Source organism: Aquirufa aurantiipilula, assembly GCF_019923745.1.
GTDB lineage: Bacteria > Bacteroidota > Bacteroidia > Cytophagales > Spirosomataceae > Aquirufa > Aquirufa aurantiipilula.
Genome location: NZ_JAANOG010000009.1, coordinates 88211 through 111476, shown reverse-complemented (window position 1 = coordinate 111476; position 23266 = coordinate 88211). Strand labels below are relative to the sequence as shown.

The following is a 23266-nucleotide window of genomic DNA, read 5'->3' as shown; positions in this document are numbered from 1 at the left end:
AGGTTTCAAACCTTGACAGCCTTTAGGCTTGAAAACGATTTTTCACACAAAAAAATTATATATTTGAGTTAATTACCAATATACTGATATATTGAATAACTCTGTTTCTATAAAGGATATAGCGAAAAAGTTTAAATGTGCGCCGTCCACAATTTCGCGCGCATTAAACGACCATCCTGCTATCAATATTGAAACCCGTAAAACCATACAGGAATATGCCTTGAAGGTTGGTTATCAAAAAAATACGCTTTCACTCAGTTTGTTGAATAATTGTTCCATGACTCTTGGACTTATTCTGCCCTCGATTACCCACTACCATGAGTCGTCGATATTGGAAGGAATGGAAGAGATTCTATTGACATCGGGCTATTTGCTGAATATTTGTGTGAGTAATGAATCCCATACTATTGAGAAAGAATACATAGATCGTTTGCTTGCCAACCGAGTGGATGGACTATTTATTTCCATGGCTCAGGAAAGCTATGACCAACAATTGGGGGAACATATAGATCGTGTTATACAGCGTTCATTACCAGTTATTTTCATTGATCGCCCTAATCACGGGGTGGCATCTGATCGAGTAGTAACAGATGATTATCGAGGAGCATACTTAGCGACACAACATTTAATCGATATGGGATGTCAACGAATTGCTCATTTGCATGGACCCTCTGGTATTAGTGTTTCACAGCAGCGTTTCTTAGGTTTTCAAGATTGTCTGGTTGCCAATGGTCGACAAGTTGAGGATGACTTAATTCAATATGTGCATTTCTCTGCTGAGAGTGCCATTCAAGCTACCAGAAACTTGATGCAATCCAAACATAAACCTGATGCTATTTTTGGGGTAAATGACGAAGTATGCATAGCTGCCATGTTTGTATTGAGGGAAATGGGAATTTCGGTTCCGCAAGATGTGGCCATTGTAGGGTTTGATGATATTCCTTTAGCCTCTTTTGGACATCCTCCTTTGAGTTCGGTTTCAAGGCAGAGTAGAAGAATTGGGGAAGAAGCTGCTAAATTGTTTTTGTCCAAAAAAGATCAAAAATTGGATCCTACTACTATTTCATTGGACCCTAAGTTAATCATACGGGAATCATCCCTGCGTTCCTAGAGGTAAATTAACAATACCTTAACATCAAATTTCTGGACTATTGTACGAAGCGACCTACTTTTAGGGGATTGTAATAGCCAAATGGCCTCAATTGCAAACGTTTGCGTAAAATATTGTGAAGATATTACAATTAATAATCGGTAAATTTCAAAAATTTTTAAACCCAAAAATTACCATTTCAAAAAATCAATTCATGAAAAAACAATTACACGATCCATTATGGTGTGCGTTGTTACGAAATGCAAGTACTCGTATAGTACTATTTTTCGTGGCTAGCATATTCATGCTTGGGGCATTCGATGTGAACGCACAAGCGGGTAAACAAATTAAAGGTCGATTGATTGATGCCACTACTAAAGAGGCACTCATCGGCGGAAACGTAATTCTTAAGGGTACAACCAAGGGCGTTAGTACAGATGTAAATGGTGCATTTACCATTTCTGTTCCTAATGACAATTCGGTATTGGTACTTCGTTATCTAGGTTACGCTACTCAAGAAGTTACTGTTGGTTCTAGATCATCATTAGAAATTGCCATGGTGGCTAATTCAGCTGACTTAGCACAAGTAGTTGTGGTAGGTTATGGTACTCAAAACAAACGCGACGTTACTGGATCTGTTAAATCAGTTCAAAGTGCAGCTTTCAACAAAGGTATTATCAACTCACCAGAGCAATTATTACAAGGTAAGGTAGCGGGTGTAAATGTTACATCAGCCACTGGAGAACCAGGAGGTAATCAAGGTATCACCATCCGTGGACCGGGAGGTATTCGTACGGGTAGTACTCCTTTGTTTGTGATTGATGGTTTAGCTTTAGATAATTCAAGTACAGGTGGCGGTAATCCATTAAACTTCTTGAATCCTCAAGATATTGAAACTATCGACGTATTAAAAGATGCTTCTGCTACAGCTATTTATGGTGCACGTGGAGCTAATGGTGTGGTTTTAATCACAACTAAAAAAGGTAAAGCAGGTGTTTCAACCTTAAATTTCAGTTCTAGTTTAGCTGTTTCAAGTATTGCTCGTGCATTACCAGTTTTGTCTGCATCTGAATTCCGTAAGCAAGTAGTAGCAAATGGAGGTAATTTGGAAGACTTTGGTGGAAATACAGATTGGCAAAAAGAAATTACTCGTCAAGCTTTGACTCAAAACTATAACTTGAGTTTAGGTGGAGGTGCTAATAAACTTTCTTACTATGCCTCTTTTGGAGCACAAGCTCAACAAGGTATTTTGAAAAATAATCAATTAGATCGTTATACTGGCCGTATCAATGTGACTCAGAAATTCTGGGATGATCGTTTGGTCGTGGATGCTAATTTGAACGTTACAAACACCAACAATGAGCGTCCATCAGTAGAAGGATTATTAGGAACTGCGATTTCAAATAACCCAACTCTTCCTGCTTATGCAGCAGATGGTTCATTGGCTCGTTATGCAACGGCTTCTAACCCATTGTTGGGATTAACTTTGTTCAAAGATATCACCACCATCAACCGTACTATCGCTAGCATTTCTCCTTCATTGAAGATTGTGAAAGGTTTGGTATATCGTTTGAATTTTGGTTTGGATAACTCTACATCAACTCGTGACGTAGAATCATTGGGTAGTAACATTCCAAAACAAGATGGTCGTTTAGATTCTTATTTGGCAAGTAATACTAACCGTTTGATTGAAAACTATTTGACTTATACTTACGACCAAGGAGATCATAATTTCTCTGCTTTGGTAGGTCATTCATATCAAAAAATAAAGGTTCAATACCGTAACTGGAGTATTAATAAATTCCCAGCGGATTTGCCTATTGACCCAATCTACAATCCTGGCGTAGGTCAAGAATTAACCATGGCAACAAACAAGCCAGGTGGTTCAGCCTTCATTAATGAGCTACAATCCTATTTTGGACGTTTTAACTACCAATATAAAGATAAGTATTTAGCTACGGCAACCGTTCGTGCTGATGGTTCATCTAAATTTGGTGCTAATAATAAATACGGTATTTTCCCTTCCTTCTCTTTAGGATGGAGAATTTCTGAAGAAGCATTCTTGAAAAATACTAATATCAGCAACTTGAAATTACGTGCAGGTTGGGGACAAACAGGTAACCAAGAGATTCCTTCGAAGATTACTCAGCCATTGTTTACTTCAACAATTTCTGGTACTACTTCTTATCCTTTGGATGCTACTTCTACTTTCCCTTCAGGAATTACTTATTCTCGTTTAGCTAACCCAGATATACAGTGGGAGGTTTCAACGCAAAGTAACATAGGTTTAGATTTTGCTTTCGGTAATGGATCATTCTCTGGATCGATTGATTATTTCAATAAGATTTCCAACAACATGTTATTAGAGGTTATTCCATCTGACCCAGTTCAACCAGCTTCTTCTGTTTGGGCTAATGTGAAAGATATGAAAATCAATAACAGTGGTTTAGAATTGGATTTGGAATACAAAGGAACTACAGAAACTGGCTGGAAATATAGCTTAGGAGGTAACTTAACTTTGATTAAAAATGAAGTAGTTGGTTCTCCTTACACAGTTATCCCATCAGGTTCTGCATCTGGTTCTGGTTTAACTTCAGCTACAATCAACGGTTATATCAATGGTCAGCCTATCGGAACCTTCTTCTTGAAAGAATTTACTGGATTTGATGATAAAGGTATGAGTGTTTACCGTGACGTAGATGGTGACGGTATCGTTACTGATAAAGACCGTATCGCTGCTGGAACGGCATTGCCAACTACACAGTACAACTTCTTTGGTAATTTAGCTTACAAAGGATTTGACTTATCATTGCAATTCAATGGAGTGGCAGGTAACAAAATCTATGACAATACAGCTAACTCTTCTTTCTACAAGTTGAAAATCGCTAAAAACTCCAACACCACTCCAGCTGCTTATGCTGATTCGAAAGAGTCAAACAGTAATGCGGCTCCTGTGTCAACGCGTTTCTTGAAAGACGGAGGATTCTTACGTTTGAACAACGCTACCTTGGGTTATACATTTGATACACAAAAGTTAGGTATTAGTAAGTGGGTATCTTCTTTACGCTTATCAGTAACTGGACAAAACTTATGGATTGCAACCAATTACGATGGATTTGATCCAGAAGTTAATAAGGATAGTTCTATGAACGGAGTATTATCTTATGGAATTGACTATTTGAGCTATCCAAAAGCTAAATCTGTCATCTTCGGCTTAAATCTTACATTTTAATCGTTAAACAAAAATGAAAAAGATAGGAAAAATAACCATAGTTCTTTTTGGTATGATGGCTTTTTATAGCTGTACCAATTTGAATGAGATCATTTTAGATGAGTACAATGCCACTACCGTAACTGACAAACAGGCGGCAGATGGAATTTTAGCTCCTGCATATGCTTTATTGCCTAGTATTTACCAACATACCAACTTATTCGCTTTAACTGAAATTTCTACAGATGAGGCTATCCTACCATATCGTGGAGGTACTGACTGGGGTGATAATGGTATCTATTTGTCTTTGCACCGTCACCAAACGACGAGTACTGACCCGAACGTTAGAAATACTTGGAACTTGATTTTACAAGGTATTTCTCGTTCCGTAACAGCTATCAATTCTTTAAAAGTTAACAAAGATCCATCAGCAAATCTATACATAGCAGAGGCTCGTGGAATGCGTGCTTTCTATAATTTATTGATGTTGGATTTATTCGGTATTGCTTTCCAAAAAGAAGATTTAGGAGATGTATCGACTATTTTAAGAACAGATAAAGCGGTAGAATACATTCGTGCGGAGTTATTGGCTATTGAACCAATTGTAGAAACTACTACAGGTCCAGGTCGTATTACGAAAGGTGCAGTATGGGGACTATTGGCCAAATTGCACTTGAATGCTGCTGCATACCGTGATCCTTATGGAGCTACTTTGAACCATTCAGCAACTGATATGGATAAAGTAATCGAGTATACAGGAAAGATTATCAGTTCTGGTCAATATGCGTTATCAGCTGATTATTTCGCGATTTTCGGAAATGATAACCATACGAACAAAGAGTTGATTTTTGCGATTGACCAACGTGCTGAACTAAATGGACATAACCGTATGTCTTATTTCTCTTTAGCTAATGATCAACGTCCATTGCCAGCTTATCCAGCAGCCAATGGTACTGACGGTCCTGCTATTACACCAGACTTTTATCGTTCATGGGTAAGTGCTTACGGAAGTGTTGATCCTGCTGATGCAGATCCACGTTTTTACAAGAAAAATGTAGACCCAAATGTGGAATGTGTTGATGGTAATTCATACAACATTGACCGCGGTATATTAAGAGGTCAACAATATGGTTTAGTTTACCAAAGTGGTGCATTTGTTAAATGTCCAGATGGTAAATTCAAAGTGGGTCCATTGTACAATACACGTGGTAAAGCGCCATATCCTTTAGTGATTCATACAGAAGCTGTGAATTTCACTACCGCAGGTAGTGATTACAGCACAGGATACCGTGTAGAGAAATATGAGTTCTCGAAGAAGTCTTCTTCTGGACGTAACTTTGGTGAGGCAGATATCGTTATCATTCGTTTAGCGGATGCTTATTTGATGCGTGCTGAAGCTAAATTACGTAAATCAGATGCCGCAGGTGCTTTAGTAGATGTCAATGCAGTTCGTGCAGCTCGTACTAAACCAGCTGCTGCATTAACTAGTATTGATTTGAATACTTTATTACGTGAGCGTGGATTTGAATTCTATTGGGAGAATCAACGTAGAACGGATTTAATCCGTTTCGGTAAATACGAAGATTCATGGACAGAGAAAAGTAATACGGATAAAAACATGCGTTTATTCCCTATTCCTCAAACTGCGATTGACGGTGCATCTAACTTAACAGGTTATTTGAAACAGAATCCAGGGTATTAAAAAATGGTTTTTTTGCCTAACGCTGTCAAGGTTTTAAACCTTGACAGCGTTGGTGAAATTGCCCAAAAATCACCTCTAAACCTATTCAACTAATTGATAAAATGAATAGGGAATTTATTCCTTGAGTGCATTCGTTGATTTAATTATTTATAAAGAGGCCTGAATTTATTCAGGCCCTTTTTTTTGTATTTATTCTTGAAAAATCAATATTCTGATTAAATTTGTTTTCTTATCAATTTGATTGAGTAAACGGAATCTATCAAGAACTTATTAACCCATAAAATTATGCTTACAAGAAGAGATGCCATCTCCCAAATAGCTTTGATGTTAGGGGGAGCTATCACAGCTCCAACATTGATGGCTATGGAAGCGAAACACAGTGGCAAGACAGCTTTGGCTGATACTTTTAGCTTGTCGGATACGCAAAGGAAAATCGTAGCTGCCGTAGCAGAACATATCATTCCTAAAACGTCTACTCCCGGAGCTATTGAAGCCGGTGTTCCCGCATTTATTGAATTAATGTTGAACGATTGTTACAAATTACCTGAGCAAAGAAGCTTCTTAAAAGGAGTATCTGATTTAGATAAAGCAGGGTTCTTAAGTCAAAATGCCAGTGGTCAAGTAGCCATGTTGAAATTGTTGGAAAGCAATACCAAGGAATTGATGAATTCCTACCGTGTTAGATTGCAAAAAGTGGGAGACAATGTTGACAAAGAAACATTGGAAGGAAATACAGGAGTACCTTTTTGGCGACTAATTAAGGAGTTAACCCTATTGGGATATTTTACTTCTGAAAAAGGAATTACATCTTCTTTCGAATATGTAACCGTTCCAGGTAAATTTGAACCTACCAAATTGAAGCCAGGCCAAAAGGCATATCAATATTAATTTGACCATTTATCATTACTCACATGAATCTTAACATAGATGCAATAAAAAGCCAAACCTTTGACGCCATTGTCGTAGGTTCCGGTATATCAGGTGGCTGGGCTGCCAAAGAATTAACTGAAAAAGGATTAAAAGTAGCTGTTTTAGAGCGTGGTCGTGAAATTAAACACGTAGAAGGATATGAGACAGCCTTGAAAGACCCTTGGGATTTCCCTCACCGTGGTCGCCCAACCAACATGGCTGCCGAAGAGTATTGGGCAGGTATGCGTACTGGTTATACACCCAATGAGGAGCATCGTTATTTGTTTGAAAACGATAAACAAAACCCATACATCGAGAAAAAAGGGGGATTTGATTGGATTCGTGCCTACCACACTGGTGGTAAGTCCTTACTTTGGGGTCGTCAATCCTATCGTTGGAATAAAGAAGATTTTGAAGCTAACGCTAAAGATGGAATTGGAACTGATTGGCCAATCCGCTATGAAGATTTAGCTCCATGGTATTCTTATGTAGAGAAATTTGCTGGTATTTCTGGTCAAAGAGAAGGTTTGGATGTTTTACCAGATTCTGAGTTTTTACCAGCTATGGCCATGACTGCTCCAGAAGAGCATTTTAAAAATCAGGTGAACAAGAAATTAGGCCGCCCGATTACCATTGGTCGTGTCGCTCATCTAACTCAGCCTGGTGCTCATCATACAGCCTTGGGTAGAGGTGCATGCCAATACCGTAACAAGTGTATGCGTGGATGTCCTTATGGTGGATATTTCAGTTCATTGTCAGCAACTTTACCTGCCGCTATGCGCACGAAGCGTTTGACCATGATTCATAATGCCATCGTTTCAGAAATTATTTATGATGAGGCTACGCAAAAAGCTAAAGGTGTTCGTGTGATTGATCAAAACACCATGGCTGTTACTGAATACTTTGCTAAAATCATTTTTGTGAATGCAGGAGCAATCGGTTCCACGTCCATTTTGATGAATTCTAAGTCGAGCCGCTTTAGTAATGGTCTAGGAAACGATAGTGATCAGTTGGGTCGTAACATCATGGACCACCATCTAGGAGTAGGTGCTTCAGCTCAAATTGAAGGTTTCAATGATGATTATATGTATGGTAATCGTCCCAATGGTTTATACATTCCTCGTTTCCGTAACTGGGGTAATGACAAGCGTAGTTATATCCGTGGTTTCGGTTACCAAGGAGGTGCTAGCCGTGCAGGCTGGGGACGTGGAACCAACATGGATGGTTTCGGAGCTGAATTCAAAGAGAGCTTAACTCAACCAGGTACATGGTCTATTGGTTTTGGTGGTTTCGGAGAAATTCTCCCTAATCCAAATAACCGTTTTGTCTTAAGCCAAAGTCAAAAAGATAAATGGGGATTACCAGTGTTAGAATTTGAAGCAGAATTTGGTGAAAATGAAATTAGAATGCGTCAAGATATGATGAATGATGCCGCTGAAATGTTAGAAGCAGCTGGTTTCAAAAATATCAACGCCTACAATAATACAAATACGCACATTGGTTTAGGTATTCACGAAATGGGTACAGCACGCATGGGTCGTGATCCTAAAACATCTGTATTAAATAAGCACAATCAAGTACATAACGTGAAAAACGTATTTGTTACAGACGGAGCAGCTATGGCTTCTGCTTCATGTGTGAATCCATCATTAACTTACATGGCTTTAACTGCTCGCGCTGCTGATTTTGCTGTGAGTGAATTGAAGAAACGTAATTTGTAATTCAAATGGAAAGTAAAGGAAAAGGGGCTCAGTTGAGCCCCTTTTTTTATGCCTCTATTCGGTGATTCGAATCACCTTATGTAGTAAGACCGATGGCCATTGTTCCGTTTTAACTTGAATAAAATAAATGCCTTCTGGGTACTTGGCTAAAGATATACCAAAGGATTCTTGTTGAGTTATTTCCCACTGCTCCAAGCGCATACCACTCATATTAATCAATGAAACCTTTCCAGAAATGGATTCACCGAACGCTAAAGTGATGTTGTTTTTACTTGGGTTTGGGAAAATTTGAAGCTTGCTTGAATGATCTGGTTCCACACCCAAGGTTATTTCTGTCCGAGCTTTTAAATAACTATTTTGAGAAATTCCTTCTTCGGTAAAATATTGCAATCGATATACATAACTGAGTCCGGGCACGACGTCTTTATCTTCATATTTTTCGCCTATGCCTTGAAAAACGACCTTGAATGCTTCTCCAGGTGCTTGTCTAGATAAGACATATTTGTTAGCATCTACTGCCTTAGTCCAGCCTATTGGAATGATCTCTTTATCTTGTTTCAACTGTGATAGAACTATGCCTTTTAATGAATCCGGCAAGCTGATACTAATGGTTGATGGATCTGATTCTGTCGAATCATTTAATGCAATTATTTGGTATTGGTAGGTCGTATTGAGTGCTTTTGGAATTTCTCTAAAAGAGGTTGTGGATGCAGGATACTGAGCCATGAATTGGAATTCAGCATCTCCTTTCTTTTTGCGTAATAATTGATAAGATTGAGCCGTTGGCAACTTCTCCCATTGAATGGAAATACCATCCCATTTTTTTTCTTTTACTTGAATGTTGACGCTATCCATTGCCTTTTGAACCTTCACCTGATAAAAAGAAAAGGCATTTTTTCCTTTGGAGTTTTGTAAATAGGGCCCTAAATAAGGGTAGAAGTAATAGTTGTTTGTTACAAAGGAAGGTAAATACGAAATGGTATTTCTTTTTTTATTTGAAACGAGCTCTAACGCAATTTTATGCTGTTTAGCTGTTGCTTTTTGAATTTGAAATGTAAAATTATCAATGCTGATAAATTCATTGATATCCAGAACCTTTCCTGAGGGGTGTGTGAAGGAACTAGGATATTGAATGTTTTGTCCCTCTTCAAAAACAAGCGTCAAATTTTTTGGATTTGAATTCGATTGAAAGACCTTTTTTAAATTTGGAGCGATAGTTTCAACTTCTACATTCCCAATTTTATAGAGCTGCTGACCCAGAATTTGGGCTATTTCCAAACCATTATTCACATAGCCTTCTTTGGTATAGGTTGATCCGGTGAATCCACTGGTACCCAAGGTACTAAATGGTATAATATCAGCATGGTCTTCCCCTATAGTTCTTTGAAATTCGCGCAAGATGGCAGCACTTTCGCTAGGATGATCGCCAATGTCATTTTGACAAAAAATCATTTTCTCGATAGCAGGAAAATCTGCCTGTAAATCATGGATTAATTGGTTGATGGATGAAATGGTCGGTTGTGCTATTTTATCTGCGTCAATTTCTCCATGGCGAAAGATATAGGACTTTAATCGGTTCTTTACCCCAGCTTTTTCAATTCGATAGCGCATTTTTCCATAATTTGTTTGAAGCAAATATGGATCCATGGCTGGTTTTAGTAAATGTTCAGTAGTTGAATGATGGTCGCTGCCATTGATCAGAGCTATGGGGATTTGGAGTGTTTCAGCTAACTTTTTTTGTAAGGAATAGGCAAATGAACCTACATTATTCGCATAGCCTAAGGAATTGGATACCGACCATAGTGTATCCGATAGAGCGTAGTCTTCCCGATTATTTAGGAGTGAATTTTTCCCGAAAGTCCTTAAAAACTCATCCGTTTCCGTTTCATTAAAAGAGGCACTTGCATTAATCCCTCCATTGACAAGGAATACATCTCCTGAAACTAGATGCGTTCTTGAAGCTATTTTTACTGAATCTGTTGGTGATTTCAATAAGTAAATGTCTAGGGTATGATTCGTCTTTTCTGCTTTTATGGGTATGTTAAAGGCCCATTCAGCCGTATTTTTTTGATATACCAAAGCAGAATATTGGTATTTTCGGACTCCATCTTTGCTGCTTAATAAGGCTGAAATACCGATAAAATTTCCGCTTCGTTCATTACCTTTTACCACAATTTCTCCCCAATTAGTTTTACTATCTCGAGGAAATAATTGGTAATCTTGGGGAATACGATGAAAGGTATGTACACTAGCCAAAGTATCAAATAGCTGAGGGCTCCCTATTTTAATATTTTCAAAACTAAAGGCACGCATACCTCCCTTATTTTTCAAAAATGGTCCAGGAAACTGATTGAATACTTCCTTGGGAAAATAGGTTGGGAGATAGGAAATTACGTCTTCCAAAGGGGCCCTATCTAGGCGTAAAACCACATTATTTCCATATGCCTTAACAGATTTTATTTCATCAAATTTTAGTTGGGAAAGGGATATACCCGTCAAGAAGAAATTCTCTTTGATGGTTCTTAGGATGTTTTGGCCTAGCTTACTTGGTAGTGTGGTGTCTTGTTGCACCACCATTTCCTGATTTTGATCAAACTCCAATACAATCAATTTTTTATCCGTGGAACCATAATAGGCGCGAGTTAAATTAGGGCTTTCAAAGGCAGTATTTATTTTTTTGCTATAAAAATCCCGGTCGATTAACCGGTACATTTCCAAAGCGCTCTGAAAATAACCCTCCGGTGTATAGTGAATACCATCATATCCTCGGGTACCTACGGTAGCAAATCCTTGAATAAATGAACCTTCTTGCAGTATTCTTCTTTGGTCATTTCTTAATACTCCCTGCATCGCATAATCGCCATCCACGATATTGATTTGTGGCAAGTATATTTTTTGAATACTCGGATATTCTTTTTTTAATAAGTCTACATGTTTTCGGAAATTTTCAAGCCAGCCTAGGGCATTTCCATTGGAATCATTTTCTCCTTGTCGGTATATAAAAGCCCTAGCCGCATTCAATAAACCAGCTTTCATGACTTTGTAGTATAAACGGCCGCTCGACTGTGTTAAGTCGGCTTTATCTGTTCCTCGAGCTAAATTATATTCCATGGAAGAGCCTCCTGACCCTCCATTGATGATACAAACAGGAATTTTATGTTCTTCAATGATATATTTCTGGATTTGAGAAGCCCATAAACCTACGTCGGCCGGACTATTGGAAATGGACCATAGTGTATCAGCAGGATTGTAATTTTGGACATTGGTATATTCGGGATATTTCCCAAAACTCCGCGCAAATTCTCCCTTATACACCTTGGTATTTTCTTTTCCATTGTAGGAATTCGACTGCCCACTGACTAAAAAGACATCTCCAGATACGATGTTTTTTCGACTGACTATCAGGACTGAATCAAGTTGGTTAATAGCAAATACTTGAAGGTCATATTCGGCCAATTCGGCTTTGATGTTAAGCTCTGTTTTAAAGAAACCACGACCTTGCTGAAAGGAAAGGGGCAATTTGCGGTATGAATACCGGGTTGAATTTCTAGTTAAAATGAAGGAAATAGATGTCCACTGATTGGAGTCAGATGAACCAGCAATGGAAATCAAACCATTGTTTTGTTTATCCCTTGGATATAATTGATAATCTTGAGGTAATTTATCAAACAAAAATCCATCCATTCTTTGGCTCCATGAATGATTTATCACAAAGAAAAAGAAGAATAGGGAAAGGAAATAAACGGTATGAGGGCGAACTAACACTGGAACAGAATAAATACAAAATTACGCATTTTATTGTTAATTTTGATACCTTATGTCGACCTCCCCAACTTATCGATTAAGCGTTTTTGATTCCATTGATGATGGTCATCATACAGATTATTTGGCTTATTTGATTCATCAGTTTAGTCATAAGCCTGAGGTAGAATTATTACTGATTGTTCCTGAAAGCTTTATCCAAAGTTTTAAAAAAAACCGTCAAACATGGGGCTTTGATTTAGGGAATAACATACATTTTCATGCCTTGGATACCCTGACCATTCAACATCTTCATGGGCAGTCCATTTACAAACGCTCCATAGCTGAATGGAATTTATATGTGGAAATTAGCGAGGCCTGGGAAGCTAGCCATGGATTATTGATGTATTTTGATTATTTCCAATTGGGGATGTTATTCGGGAAGAAAGCCCATTTCCAATTGGGAGGAATTTATTTTAGACCTAATTTTTATTACCGTAAAGCTTCTTGGAAAAGTGCTTTCATGAAAAAATGTATGCTGCGTTTGTCGACATATCGCACCTCCATGAAAGTATTATTTAGTTTAGACCATAAGGCCGTTAAACATATTCGTCCATTGTTGGGGAAAACCCAAGTCATGCGCATTTCGGATCCAGTAAGAGCCTATGAGGTAAGTGCCGAAGAGCTAAAGGCCTTTCGGGAGCATTGGCATATTCCTAGCAACAAAAAAGTCTGTTTAATTTTTGGCTACCTTGACCCCAGAAAAGGGATTGAAGCATTTTTACAGTCCACGCAGCATTTAACCTCAGAAGAGCTAAGTCAAATTTGTTTATTGGTGGCAGGAGCGATTAGCCCTGGATATCAAACTCATTTGGAAAAGCTAATTCAACAATTTCCAGACCTGGAAGTTATTTCTATCTTTCAAGAAATTAAAGGCAAAGACATTCAATTGTGCTTTGAATCGGCTGATTTGGTCTTGATGTTATACCAAAATCATGTGGGCATGAGTTCTGTTTTAGTTCGGGCAAGTATTTCAAAAAAAGTGGTGTTGGGGACCCATTATGGCCTGCTGGGGAAATTGATTCAAAGCATGCATTTAGGTTTAGTGGTGGATGCTCAATCCCCAATTCAAATAGCGGAACAGTTGGAGCAATACTTGAACCTTGGGATAGGTTATTCGAAAGAGCAAATGGAAAAAATGGAGCAAGAGAATTCAGAGAAGGCTTTTGCGGATACTTTATACGAAGGGCTTTTCTTATAAGGCCAAATACTTAATTTCCCCCTTCAGGTTTTTTAATAATGATTTCGTCCGCTCTGGGCGAGCATCCGTAATGAATACTTGTCCAAAATGATCTTCTGCCATCATTTGTACCAATCGTTGGATTCGTCGATCATCTAGTTTATCAAAAATATCATCCAATAATAGGAGTGGTTTTCTAGGACGTGCTTGTGCCAAGGTATCAAACTGAGCTAGTTTTAGCGCCACAACAAAGCTTTTTTGTTGACCTTGTGAACCAAACTTTTTCAATGGAAAGCCATTGATTTCAAAGCTGAAATCATCTCGGTGAATACCTAAGGTGCTCCTTTGAGCCGCTAAATCTTGTGCCTCAGCATTTCTTAAAGTGGCATCCAATTCCCCTAGCGGAAAGGTGCTTTCTATGTTGATATTTACCTGTTCCCGATCATCGGATAATTTGGCATAATGAGTCTGAAAATTAGGTAAATATTTTTTCAGAAATTCCACACGGGCTGAAGCAATAGTTTCACCTAATTGAACCATTGGTTCATGGTAGCTATCTAGCAGTATTCGATCGACTGTACCACGCTCAGCAAAATGTTTTAAAAGGGTATTTCTTTGTTGGACGATACGGTTATAGCGCAATAAATTATCTAAAAATGCCCGGTCCATTTGAGCCATCATGCCATCAAAAAACCTTCTTCGCTCTTCACTTCCCTCCCGAATTAAATCCGTATCATAAGGATCCATAAGTACCACAGGGAAATTCCCGATATGATCAGCCAGTCTAGGGTAGGCTTTTTGGTCACGCAGAAAGCTTTTTTTCTGACCACGTTGGTAGGCACAAGTAATTTGGGTTTCACTAGCAGGGAGCTTGGAGGCATCTTGTTTTTGGTAAACAAAATTTCCTTGAATCATAAAATAGTCCTCCCCATGCTGAATGCATAAAGGATCACCAACACCCCGAGCGCTTTTGGTCATGGAAAGAAAATGAATGGCATCCAGGAGATTGGTTTTTCCAATGCCATTTTCACCTACGATGCAATTGATGTTGGAGATAAAATCAAATTGAGCCTCCGCATAGGACTTAAATTGTTTGACCTGTAATGATTTAAGGTACATGCGGGCTTAGAAATAAGGCTTGAATCGTAAAAATAACGAATAATCATGGATTTTACGGATTGATTTTGGCTAAATCCATTCATTTTTTGGCAGCTTAATGCTTTTGTTTTAATTTCGTAGCTGATTCGGTCGGTGGGTATTTCCCCATTCGATTAAGCAAATGAATTTTTGAATAATATCATGGCAAAGAAAGAAACAAAAGCTCCTAAGTATTCGAAAGAGACCTACCGTTATTGGTATGAGTCGATGCAATTGCAACGTAAGTTTGAAGAAAAGTGCGGTCAATTGTATGGAATGCAAAAAATCAAAGGCTTTTGCCACTTGTATATTGGACAGGAAGCTTGTTCTTCTGGTTCAAAATCTGCTTTAAAAGAAGGAGATAAGTACATTACAGCTTACCGTGATCACGGTATTCCATTGGCATTAGGGACTTCACCCAATGCAATTATGGCTGAATTATACGGTAAAATTACGGGGGCCTCTAAAGGTAAAGGTGGATCCATGCACATTTTTGATAAGAGTGTAGGATTTGTGGGTGGACACGGAATTGTGGGTGCTCAGATTCCTTTGGGTGCTGGATTGGGATTTGCGGAGAAATATAATAAAACAGGAAACTTAGCTATTTGCTATTTTGGGGACGGTGCGGTTCGTCAAGGAGCTTTACATGAGACTTTCAACATAGCGATGACCTGGAAAATACCAGTGATTTTTGTTGTAGAAAATAATGGCTATGCCATGGGTACTTCAGTGGCTAGAACATCTAACGTGACTGATTTATATACCATTGGAGAGGCATACGATATGCCATCTGAGCCGGTGGATGCCATGGATGTAGAGGCTGTTCATGAGGCGGTTTCTCGTGCTGCGGCCAGAGCTCGTGCCGGAGAAGGACCTACTTTCTTGGAATTTAGAACTTACCGTTACCGTGGTCACTCTATGTCAGATCCACAAAAATATCGTTCTAAAGAAGAAGTTGAAGCTTACAAGGAGCGTGATCCTATTGAGCAAGTTAAGATGACCATTTTAGAAAATAATATCTTAACTCAAGCAGAATTGGACGAGATTGACGCGAAGATTAAAATTCAAGTGCAAGAGTCAGTTGAGTTTGCTGAAAATTCTCCATTCCCTTCTAAAGAGGAGGCATATAAAGATGTATATGTGCAAGAAGATTATCCTTTCATTGAAGAGTAATCATCGATTTTTACGGAAAATGCCCGAAGAGATTCGGGCATTTTTTTTTGACCAACGGTATCGAATCTTATTTGTCTGAAATCAGCTTTTCTACAGCTAAAAGCTCATCTCTAAATTTAGCTGCCAATGGGAAGTCCATTTCTTTGGCGGCCTTCTCCATTTCTTTTCGGATGCTGTCTCTTTGCTTAACCAAGTCGCCTTTTGACATATAAGCCAACAAAGGATCTGCTGCTGCCAGTTTTTCCTCTGGTTGAATTAAGTAGTTTTTATTCGGTTTAGCCATACGGTCGGCAATGGATGTTTGTTCCAAAATCTCATCATGACTGCGCCAAATGGTTTTTGGAGTGATACCATGTGCTTCATTATATTCCATCTGAATGGCTCTCCTGCGATTGGTCTCGGAAATCGCCTTTTCCATGGAACCAGTAATCCGATCGGCATACATCAACACCTTTCCGTTTTCATTTCTAGCGGCACGCCCAATGGTTTGAATTAGGGAGCGGATATCACGTAAGAAGCCTTCTTTGTCTGCATCCATGATGGCCACTAAAGATACTTCGGGTAGGTCAAGACCCTCACGAAGTAGGTTAACGCCCACTAACACATCAAATACTCCCAGCCTGAGTTCCCGTAATATTTCAACTCGCTCTAAGGACTTGATTTCTGAGTGGATGTAGCGACCTTTCACCCCAACACGATCCAGGTATTTGGAAAGTTCTTCTGCCATTCTTTTGGTCAAAGTAGTAATTAGAACCCTTTCCTTTTTTTTGACACGATCATATATTTCATCCAACAAATCATCAATTTGATTTTTGGTTGGACGAACCTCAATTTTTGGATCCAAAAGTCCTGTCGGGCGGATGATTTGCTCTACAACTACCCCTTCAGATCTGCGTAATTCATAGTCAGATGGCGTGGCGGATACAAAAATCGTTTGACCAATGATGTCTTCAAACTCTTGAAAAGTCAGCGGACGGTTATCCATGGCAGAAGGTAATCTAAAACCATATTCCACTAAAGATTCCTTACGAGATCGGTCGCCACCCCACATGGCTCTGATTTGGGGCATCGTAGCATGACTTTCATCCACTACCATCAGGAAATCATCAGGAAAAAAGTCCAATAGGCAGAAGGGCCTTTGACCCGCTTTTCTTTGATCAAAATACCTAGAATAATTTTCAATACCCGAACAATAGCCCAGCTCTCGCATCATTTCCAGATCAAATTCTGTCCTTTGTTTGATACGCTCTGCTTCTAACAGCCTACCCTCTGATTCAAAATGTTTGATTTGAGCAACTAAGTCGGCTTGTATAAAAGAAATAGCTTGATTTAAGGTTTCTCTACCAGTTACAAATAAATTCGCAGGAAATACCGCGACCATTTTTTCAGAAGATATTTTCTTTCCAGTCCAAGGGTCTATTCGGTGGATTTCTTCGATTTCATCACCAAAAAAGATGAAGCGATAGCCAAAGTCAGCATAGGCCAAAAAGATATCCACGGTATCACCCTTGACGCGAAAGGTACCTCGTAAAAATTCCCCTTCGGTACGGGCATATAAAATCTCAACAAGGCGGAAAAGGAATTGATTTCTGGAAATGGTTTCACCTACTCCGATTCTTAAAATCGAATTTCGGTATTCATCGGGATTTCCCATACCATAAATACAGGATACGGAAGCAATGACGATGATATCTCTTCTTCCTGACATCAGGGATGAAGTAGTGGCTAGTCGAAGCTTTTCTATTTCTTGATTGATGGAAAGGTCTTTTTCAATATAAGTGCCCGTGGTTGGGATAAAAGCTTCGGGCTGGTAATAGTCGTAATAGGAGATAAAATATTCCACCGCATTTTCAGGAAAGAAGGATTTGAACTCTCCGTACAATTGAGCGGCTAGGGTTTTATTATGACTTAGAATGAGCGTCGGCCTATTGATTTGTTGAATGACATTGGCAATCGTAAAAGTTTTACCTGAGCCTGTCACTCCTAAAAGCGTTTGGGCGGCTTCATTTTTGTTAACTCCTTCCACAAGTTGTTGAATGGCTGTGGGCTGGTCGCCGGTTGGCTGATAAGATGAAGTTAATTTGAAGTCCATGGGCAGGCAGATAAAATCGATGTTCAAATTAGGTATTTTGAGCTGATTCTCCTTAATTTCAATGTAAAATAGTGGATAATGAAAAAACGAATTTCCATAATCTTAGGATTAGTCTTAGTCATCTTTTTGGCTTGTAAGCAGGCCACAGTGGCACCTGAGCCATTGAATATTCAAAACATAGCACCTGTCCCGTCTAAGGAATATAGTTTTACTGAGAATCCCGTTTGGGCAGACGAGTTTAATCAGGCGGGATTACCTGATGATAAAATTTGGTCCTATGATGTTGGGGGATCTGGTTGGGGGAATAATGAACTTCAATATTATACCAAAGCAGATTTGGACAATGCTCATGTTGAGAATGGGATATTGACAATAGAGGCTAAAAAGGAGAGTTTTGAGGGTAAAAGTTATACTTCAGCAAGACTGGTTACGAAGGGCAAAAAAGATTTTTTATTTGGTCGAATAGAAGTTCGAGCTAAATTACCAGCTGGTCGAGGAAATTGGCCTGCGATTTGGACCTTGGCTAGCCAATCCGAATATGGTCAAGCCTATTGGCCAGACAATGGAGAGATTGATATTATGGAACATGTGGGATATGATCCGGGGGTTGTTCATTCTACGGTACATACTAAATCCTTTAATCATGTGATTAATACACAGAAAGCTGGAATTACCCAGGTGCCAGATTTTGATCAGGTTTTTCATGTATATCGTATCGATTGGACACCGGAGTACATAAAAGCACTTATTGATGGGAAGGAATATTTTACCTTTCAAAACACCCGAGTAGGATGGGAGGATTGGCCTTTTGATAAAAAGCAGCATTTGTTGTTAAACATTGCCGTTGGCGGTAATTGGGGAGGACAAAAAGGAGTGGATGACTCGATTTTCCCGTCCAAGATGTTGATAGATTATGTAAGAGTATATGGGTTGAAATAATGATTTTTTTCCTAACGCTGTCAAGGTTCTAAACCTTGACAGCGTTAGGCTTACAACGTTTTTTTCAGCAAATTAATTGCATTTTTTACATCAAGTAATTGATAATATTAGAATGTCTAAGGGGAGATATATCTGGGGATTGATTGGAATAAATATTGAAAATAATGCTTACAAACAACAATAATATGAGATATCCAGAAGCTGCGGAGGCGTTTGATCGGTTATTATGCATCATGGATGATTTAAGGGAGAAGTGCCCTTGGGATAAGAAGCAGACCATGGATACTTTACGGCATTTGACCATTGAAGAAACCTATGAATTGTCTGATGCAATCTTGGATGGGGATTCAATGGAGGTGAAGAAGGAGATTGGTGATTTGTTCCTTCACTTGGTTTTTTACAGTAAAATAGGTTCAGAAAGTCAGGCTTTTGATGTCAAAGATGTGTTAGATAGTATTGCTGAAAAATTGATTTCTAGGCATCCGCATATTTATGGTGATGCCAAAGCAGATACGGAAGAGGAAGTGAAAGCGAATTGGGAGGCACTAAAATTAAAAGAAGGAAATGAGTCCGTTTTGTCTGGTGTTCCGGGGTCTTTGCCTGCCTTAGTTAAAGCCATGCGGATTCAGGAAAAAGCCAGAGGTGCAGGTTTTGATTGGGAGGAAAAAGAGCAGGTTTGGGCTAAAGTGGAAGAAGAATTAGGGGAGTTTAAAGAAATATTTGTGGGGAAGGATTTGTCTTCAAGTCAGAGAGAGGAAGCCGAAGGAGAATTGGGGGATTTGATATTCAGTTTGGTCAATTTTGCTAGGTTCATTGATATCAATCCCGAAACAGCTGTAGAGCGTACGAATCGTAAGTTTATTTATCGTTTCCAGTATTTGGAAAAGAAAGCAAAAGAAGCAGGAAAAAGCCTATCGGAAATGACCCTGGCTGAGATGGATGTGTATTGGGAAGAGGCTAAAAAAAGCAACGCTGGCAAGGTTTAGAACCTTGACAGCGTTAAGCTAACGAATGAGATTCGATAAATAGTATGTCTTATTTATGAGAAAACTGATAAACTGTTTTGCTTGCATAAGTTTGCCCAGGGCGTAAGACCGTGCTAGGGAAACTAGGGTGATTCGGTGAATCTGGGAAATGCTCAGTTTCTAAACAAAAGCCCATTCTTTTGGTGTAGTTGACACCATATTTACCTGTGTAAGTTCCATTCAAAAAGTTACCAGTGTAAAATTGTGTGGCTGGTTCTGATGTGGATAATTCTACACTTCTGCCTGAAACAGGATCTGTTACTTTTCCCACCTTGGCAAATACCCCAGGAGCTTTATCAAATACTACACAGTGGTCATATCCTCCACCTCGTTTGATCTGAATATCATCTGCATCTACTCGTTCTGAAATCAGATGGGGCTGTAAAAAATCAAAAGCACCACCTTTTACATCGACTAGTTCACCCGTTGGGATTAGGGTTTCATCTACTGCGACCAATTTGGTAGCATTCAACTGAACTTGATGGCCCGTAATATCTCTTTTGGCATTTCCTGATAAATTAAAATAAGTATGATTACTTAAGTTCAGAACAGTTGCCTTATCCGTGGTAGCCTTGTACTCTATTCCCAATTCATTGGCTGGGCTCAACGTATAGGTTACTTGAACTTGTAAGTTTCCAGGGTAACCTTCTTCACCGTCTTTTGAAAGGTATGATAAGACTAATTTGGAACCTTTGTCGTCACCTTCAGCGGCTACTACTTTCCAAACAACTTTGTCAAAGCCTACTTTACCACCATGTAGGTGATTTCCCATGTTTTGGGTAAATAATTCATAATTTTTGCCGTCTAGACTGAACTTACCTTTGGCAATTCTATTTCCATATCTTCCGATAATAGCTCCAAAATATGGAGAACCTTTTTCATATTCTTGAAGAGTTTCATAACCTAGGACAACATCTTCCAATTTATTGTTTTTATCTGGACATAATATTTTGGTGATTATACCTCCATAATTCATGATCTGAACTTCCATGCCAGATTTGTTTTTTAAGGTATACAGGGTAACAGCTTCTCCGGCTTGTGTTTTGCCGAACGGTTGGGATGTAAGGGACATAGGGCCTTTAATAGGTTTTGCGAATAAAGAAATAGATAAATTTTGAATACAAAGGAAGGCAATTGGCAGCCAAATGGCGATTTTTTTCATGTTGTCATGGTCTTGAGACTTCTAATTTAAGGAATTCAGTTGAAATTGAAATTATTTTATTTATCTTTGCACCCCGTTTAAAAATTAATTATTAATCTAAATTTCAGCATGTTAGCCCAGCATGTTGATGTACCTAGGGCAAAAATTATGTCTAATAAACAAAAAGATTTCGACTGGGATCAGGTCGATGGTAAAGGTTTCGGTGGTAATTATTCTGCTGAGCAAAAGAAACAAATGGAAGCAGCCATTGAGGCTACTTTGAATTCGGTTACTGAGAAGGAAGTGGTGAAAGGTATCGTGGTGAGCAAAACAGACCGTGAAGTTATTGTTAACATTGGATTCAAATCTGACGGTTTGGTATCTGCTTCTGAGTTTCGTGATATGCCGGATTTGAAGGCAGGTGACGAAGTTGAAGTATATATTGAAAACCAAGAAGATTCAAATGGCCAATTGATTCTTTCTCGTAAGCTTGCGAAAGTGATGGGAGCTTGGATCAACATTGAGCGTGCTTTAGAAGAAGATACCATCATCAATGGTTTCGTAAAGCGTCGTACCAAAGGTGGTTTGATCGTAGATATTTTTGGAATCGAGGCTTTCTTGCCAGGTTCTCAAATTGATGTTAAGCCTATCCGTGATTTCGACATTTTTGTTGGAAAGAACATGGAGGTTAAAGTGGTTAAGATTAACCATACAAACGACAACGTAGTTGTTTCTCACAAAGTATTGATCGAAAAAGATCTTGAGGAGCAACGTCAATTAATCTTGAACAACTTAGATAAGGGTCAAGTATTAGAAGGTGTGATCAAAAACATGACTAATTTCGGTGTGTTTATCGACTTAGGTGGTGTAGATGGTTTATTGCACATTACAGATATCTCATGGGGTCGTATCAACCACCCACAAGAGGTGTTGAAATTAGATCAGAAGATTCAAGTTGTAGTTTTAGATTTCGACGAGAACAAGAAGCGTATTTCTTTAGGAATGAAGCAATTACAAGCTCATCCTTGGGAAGCATTAGCTGCTGATGTTGAAGTTGGTTCTAAAGTTAAAGGTAAGATTGTTAACGTAGCAGATTACGGTGCTTTCTTAGAAGTATTGCCAGGTGTTGAAGGTTTAATCCACGTGTCAGAAATGTCATGGTCTCAACACTTACGTAATCCACAAGATTTCTTGAAAGTAGGCGATGAAATGGAAGCAGTAGTGTTAACATTGGATCGTGCTGAGCGCAAGATGTCTTTAGGTATCAAGCAATTGACTGAAGATCCTTGGACTAAGACTGATTTATTATCTAAATATGCTGTAGGTACTAAGCACAAAGGAACTGTTCGTAACTTAACTAACTTTGGTTTATTCCTTGAGTTAGAAGAAGGTATCGATGGCCTTGTTCACGTATCTGATTTATCTTGGACTAAGAAAATTAAGCATCCATCGGAGTTTGTGAAGGTTGGAGATTCATTAGATGTTATCGTAATCGAATTAGATGCAGATAACCGTCGTTTGGCTCTTGGTCACAAACAATTAGAAGAAAACCCTTGGGATACATTTGAAAGTGTATTCACAGTAGGTTCTTCTCACAAAGCTACTATCATCTCTAAAAATGATAAAATGGCTGTGTTAGAATTGCCATACGGTATTGAAGGTTTATCTCCTTTGAAGCAATTGACCAAAGCAGATGAGTCAGTAGCGGAAGTGGGTGAGGCATTGGATTTCATCGTAACTGAATTCCAAAAAGACGATCGTAAGATTATTCTTTCTCACACACGTACTTTCACTGCTCCAACTGCAGAGGAAACAGCAGCAGCTGCTAAGCCTGAAAAGAAAAAGGCAGCCGCTAAGTCTTCAGAAAAGACAACAGTAACAGCTGAAAAATCTACCATGGGTGATATCGGTGCTTTATCTGCCTTGAAAGAGCAGATGGAAGGTGCTGAGCGTGCTCAAGCGATCAAAAAATTGGAGAAAAAATCCAAGAAAGCTGAATAAGTAAATTAAGGTTTGCTTGAAGGGGTTTGCGAAAGCAAGCCCCTTTTTTTGTGCCTAAGAATTTTAGGTACATATCATACAATTGATTAATGTGGTGGAATTGGTAAAATATCAAGAAATAGATTTGCCATTTGAAGTTTTTTT

Annotated in this window: 14 protein-coding genes; 10 read left to right on the top strand and 4 right to left on the bottom strand. The window is 38.8% G+C overall.

Annotation, left to right across the window (positions count from 1 at the left end; translation table 11 throughout):
• Positions 1–277 precede the first annotated feature (277 nt).
• The 5 genes from G9H60_RS10885 (at position 278) to G9H60_RS10865 (ending at position 8633) form a co-directional block, all read left to right on the top strand.
• Positions 278–1111, top strand: a complete 834-nt coding sequence (locus G9H60_RS10885) for a LacI family DNA-binding transcriptional regulator (protein ID WP_317197232.1) — start codon at positions 278–280, stop codon at positions 1109–1111.
• A 283-nt stretch (positions 1112–1394) separates the two neighbouring features.
• Positions 1395–4322 carry a SusC/RagA family TonB-linked outer membrane protein gene (locus G9H60_RS10880; protein WP_223144096.1) on the top strand — a complete coding sequence of 976 codons (2928 nt, stop codon included), beginning with the start codon at positions 1395–1397 and terminating at the stop codon, positions 4320–4322.
• A 13-nt stretch (positions 4323–4335) separates the two neighbouring features.
• Positions 4336–6003, top strand: a complete 1668-nt coding sequence (locus tag G9H60_RS10875; RefSeq protein ID WP_223144082.1) for a RagB/SusD family nutrient uptake outer membrane protein — start codon at positions 4336–4338, stop codon at positions 6001–6003.
• A gap of 285 nt (positions 6004–6288) precedes the next feature.
• Complete coding sequence (locus tag G9H60_RS10870) at positions 6289–6891, top strand: gluconate 2-dehydrogenase subunit 3 family protein (RefSeq protein WP_223144081.1); 603 nt, start codon at positions 6289–6291, stop codon at positions 6889–6891.
• Between the two features lie 23 nt (positions 6892–6914).
• Positions 6915–8633 (top strand): GMC oxidoreductase, encoded by a 1719-nt coding sequence (locus tag G9H60_RS10865; protein WP_223144080.1) that lies wholly within the window; start codon positions 6915–6917, stop codon positions 8631–8633.
• A 54-nt stretch (positions 8634–8687) separates the two neighbouring features.
• Here the strand turns inward: G9H60_RS10865 and G9H60_RS10860 are convergent, their stop codons facing one another.
• Positions 8688–12317 carry a sialate O-acetylesterase gene (locus G9H60_RS10860; protein WP_223144079.1) on the bottom strand — a complete coding sequence of 1210 codons (3630 nt, stop codon included), beginning with the start codon at positions 12315–12317 and terminating at the stop codon, positions 8688–8690.
• Positions 12318–12450: 133 nt separating this feature from the next.
• Here G9H60_RS10860 and G9H60_RS10855 point away from each other — a divergent pair, with 133 nt between their 5' ends.
• Positions 12451–13635, top strand: coding sequence for a glycosyltransferase (locus G9H60_RS10855; RefSeq protein WP_223144078.1), 1185 nt, complete (start codon positions 12451–12453; stop codon positions 13633–13635).
• Here the strand turns inward: G9H60_RS10855 and recF are convergent.
• Complete coding sequence (gene recF / locus G9H60_RS10850; protein ID WP_223144077.1) at positions 13630–14733, bottom strand: DNA replication/repair protein RecF; 1104 nt, start codon at positions 14731–14733, stop codon at positions 13630–13632. The two genes, G9H60_RS10855 and recF, sit on opposite strands and share 6 nt — an antisense overlap.
• Positions 14734–14913: 180 nt before the next feature.
• Here recF and pdhA point away from each other — a divergent pair, with 180 nt between their 5' ends.
• Positions 14914–15924: a pyruvate dehydrogenase (acetyl-transferring) E1 component subunit alpha gene (gene pdhA / locus G9H60_RS10845; protein ID WP_109321869.1), complete on the top strand. Its 1011-nt coding sequence runs from the start codon at positions 14914–14916 to the stop codon at positions 15922–15924.
• A gap of 67 nt (positions 15925–15991) precedes the next feature.
• Here the strand turns inward: pdhA and uvrB are convergent, their stop codons facing one another.
• Positions 15992–18016, bottom strand: coding sequence for an excinuclease ABC subunit UvrB (uvrB, locus tag G9H60_RS10840; protein WP_276343853.1), 2025 nt, complete (start codon positions 18014–18016; stop codon positions 15992–15994).
• A gap of 78 nt (positions 18017–18094) precedes the next feature.
• Here uvrB and G9H60_RS10835 point away from each other — a divergent pair, with 78 nt between their 5' ends.
• Together G9H60_RS10835 and mazG are read left to right on the top strand one after the other, a co-directional pair.
• A complete protein-coding gene (locus G9H60_RS10835) occupies positions 18095–18955 on the top strand; it encodes a glycoside hydrolase family 16 protein (RefSeq protein WP_223144076.1) in 861 nt (286 codons plus the stop codon).
• 185 nt (positions 18956–19140) lie between these two features.
• On the top strand, positions 19141–19941 hold the full coding sequence (gene mazG / locus G9H60_RS10830) for a nucleoside triphosphate pyrophosphohydrolase (RefSeq protein WP_262900018.1): 801 nt from the start codon (positions 19141–19143) through the stop codon (positions 19939–19941).
• 49 nt (positions 19942–19990) lie between these two features.
• On the opposite strand, the gene G9H60_RS10825 is transcribed toward mazG, so the two are convergent.
• Positions 19991–21142 carry an aldose epimerase family protein gene (locus G9H60_RS10825; protein ID WP_223144074.1) on the bottom strand — a complete coding sequence of 384 codons (1152 nt, stop codon included), beginning with the start codon at positions 21140–21142 and terminating at the stop codon, positions 19991–19993.
• 147 nt (positions 21143–21289) lie between these two features.
• On the opposite strand from G9H60_RS10825, the gene rpsA reads away from it, so the two are divergent.
• Complete coding sequence (gene rpsA, locus G9H60_RS10820; RefSeq protein ID WP_223144073.1) at positions 21290–23122, top strand: 30S ribosomal protein S1; 1833 nt, start codon at positions 21290–21292, stop codon at positions 23120–23122.
• Positions 23123–23266: the final 144 nt, after the last annotated feature.

Coding starts and splice junctions, on each gene's coding strand:
- G9H60_RS10870 (WP_223144081.1), top strand. CDS start 6,289: ATGCTTACAAGAAGAGATGCCATCTCCCAAATAGCTTTGATGTTAGGG.
- G9H60_RS10825 (WP_223144074.1), bottom strand. CDS start 21,142: ATGAAAAAAATCGCCATTTGGCTGCCAATTGCCTTCCTTTGTATTCAA.
- G9H60_RS10880 (WP_223144096.1), top strand. CDS start 1,395: ATGCTTGGGGCATTCGATGTGAACGCACAAGCGGGTAAACAAATTAAA.
- G9H60_RS10860 (WP_223144079.1), bottom strand. CDS start 12,317: ATGGATGGATTTTTGTTTGATAAATTACCTCAAGATTATCAATTATAT.
- pdhA (WP_109321869.1), top strand. CDS start 14,914: ATGGCAAAGAAAGAAACAAAAGCTCCTAAGTATTCGAAAGAGACCTAC.
- G9H60_RS10865 (WP_223144080.1), top strand. CDS start 6,915: ATGAATCTTAACATAGATGCAATAAAAAGCCAAACCTTTGACGCCATT.
- G9H60_RS10855 (WP_223144078.1), top strand. CDS start 12,451: ATGTCGACCTCCCCAACTTATCGATTAAGCGTTTTTGATTCCATTGAT.
- G9H60_RS10885 (WP_317197232.1), top strand. CDS start 278: ATGACTCTTGGACTTATTCTGCCCTCGATTACCCACTACCATGAGTCG.
- recF (WP_223144077.1), bottom strand. CDS start 14,733: ATGTACCTTAAATCATTACAGGTCAAACAATTTAAGTCCTATGCGGAG.
- rpsA (WP_223144073.1), top strand. CDS start 21,290: ATGTCTAATAAACAAAAAGATTTCGACTGGGATCAGGTCGATGGTAAA.
- G9H60_RS10875 (WP_223144082.1), top strand. CDS start 4,336: ATGAAAAAGATAGGAAAAATAACCATAGTTCTTTTTGGTATGATGGCT.
- G9H60_RS10835 (WP_223144076.1), top strand. CDS start 18,095: ATGAAAAAACGAATTTCCATAATCTTAGGATTAGTCTTAGTCATCTTT.
- mazG (WP_262900018.1), top strand. CDS start 19,141: ATGAGATATCCAGAAGCTGCGGAGGCGTTTGATCGGTTATTATGCATC.
- uvrB (WP_276343853.1), bottom strand. CDS start 18,016: ATGGACTTCAAATTAACTTCATCTTATCAGCCAACCGGCGACCAGCCC.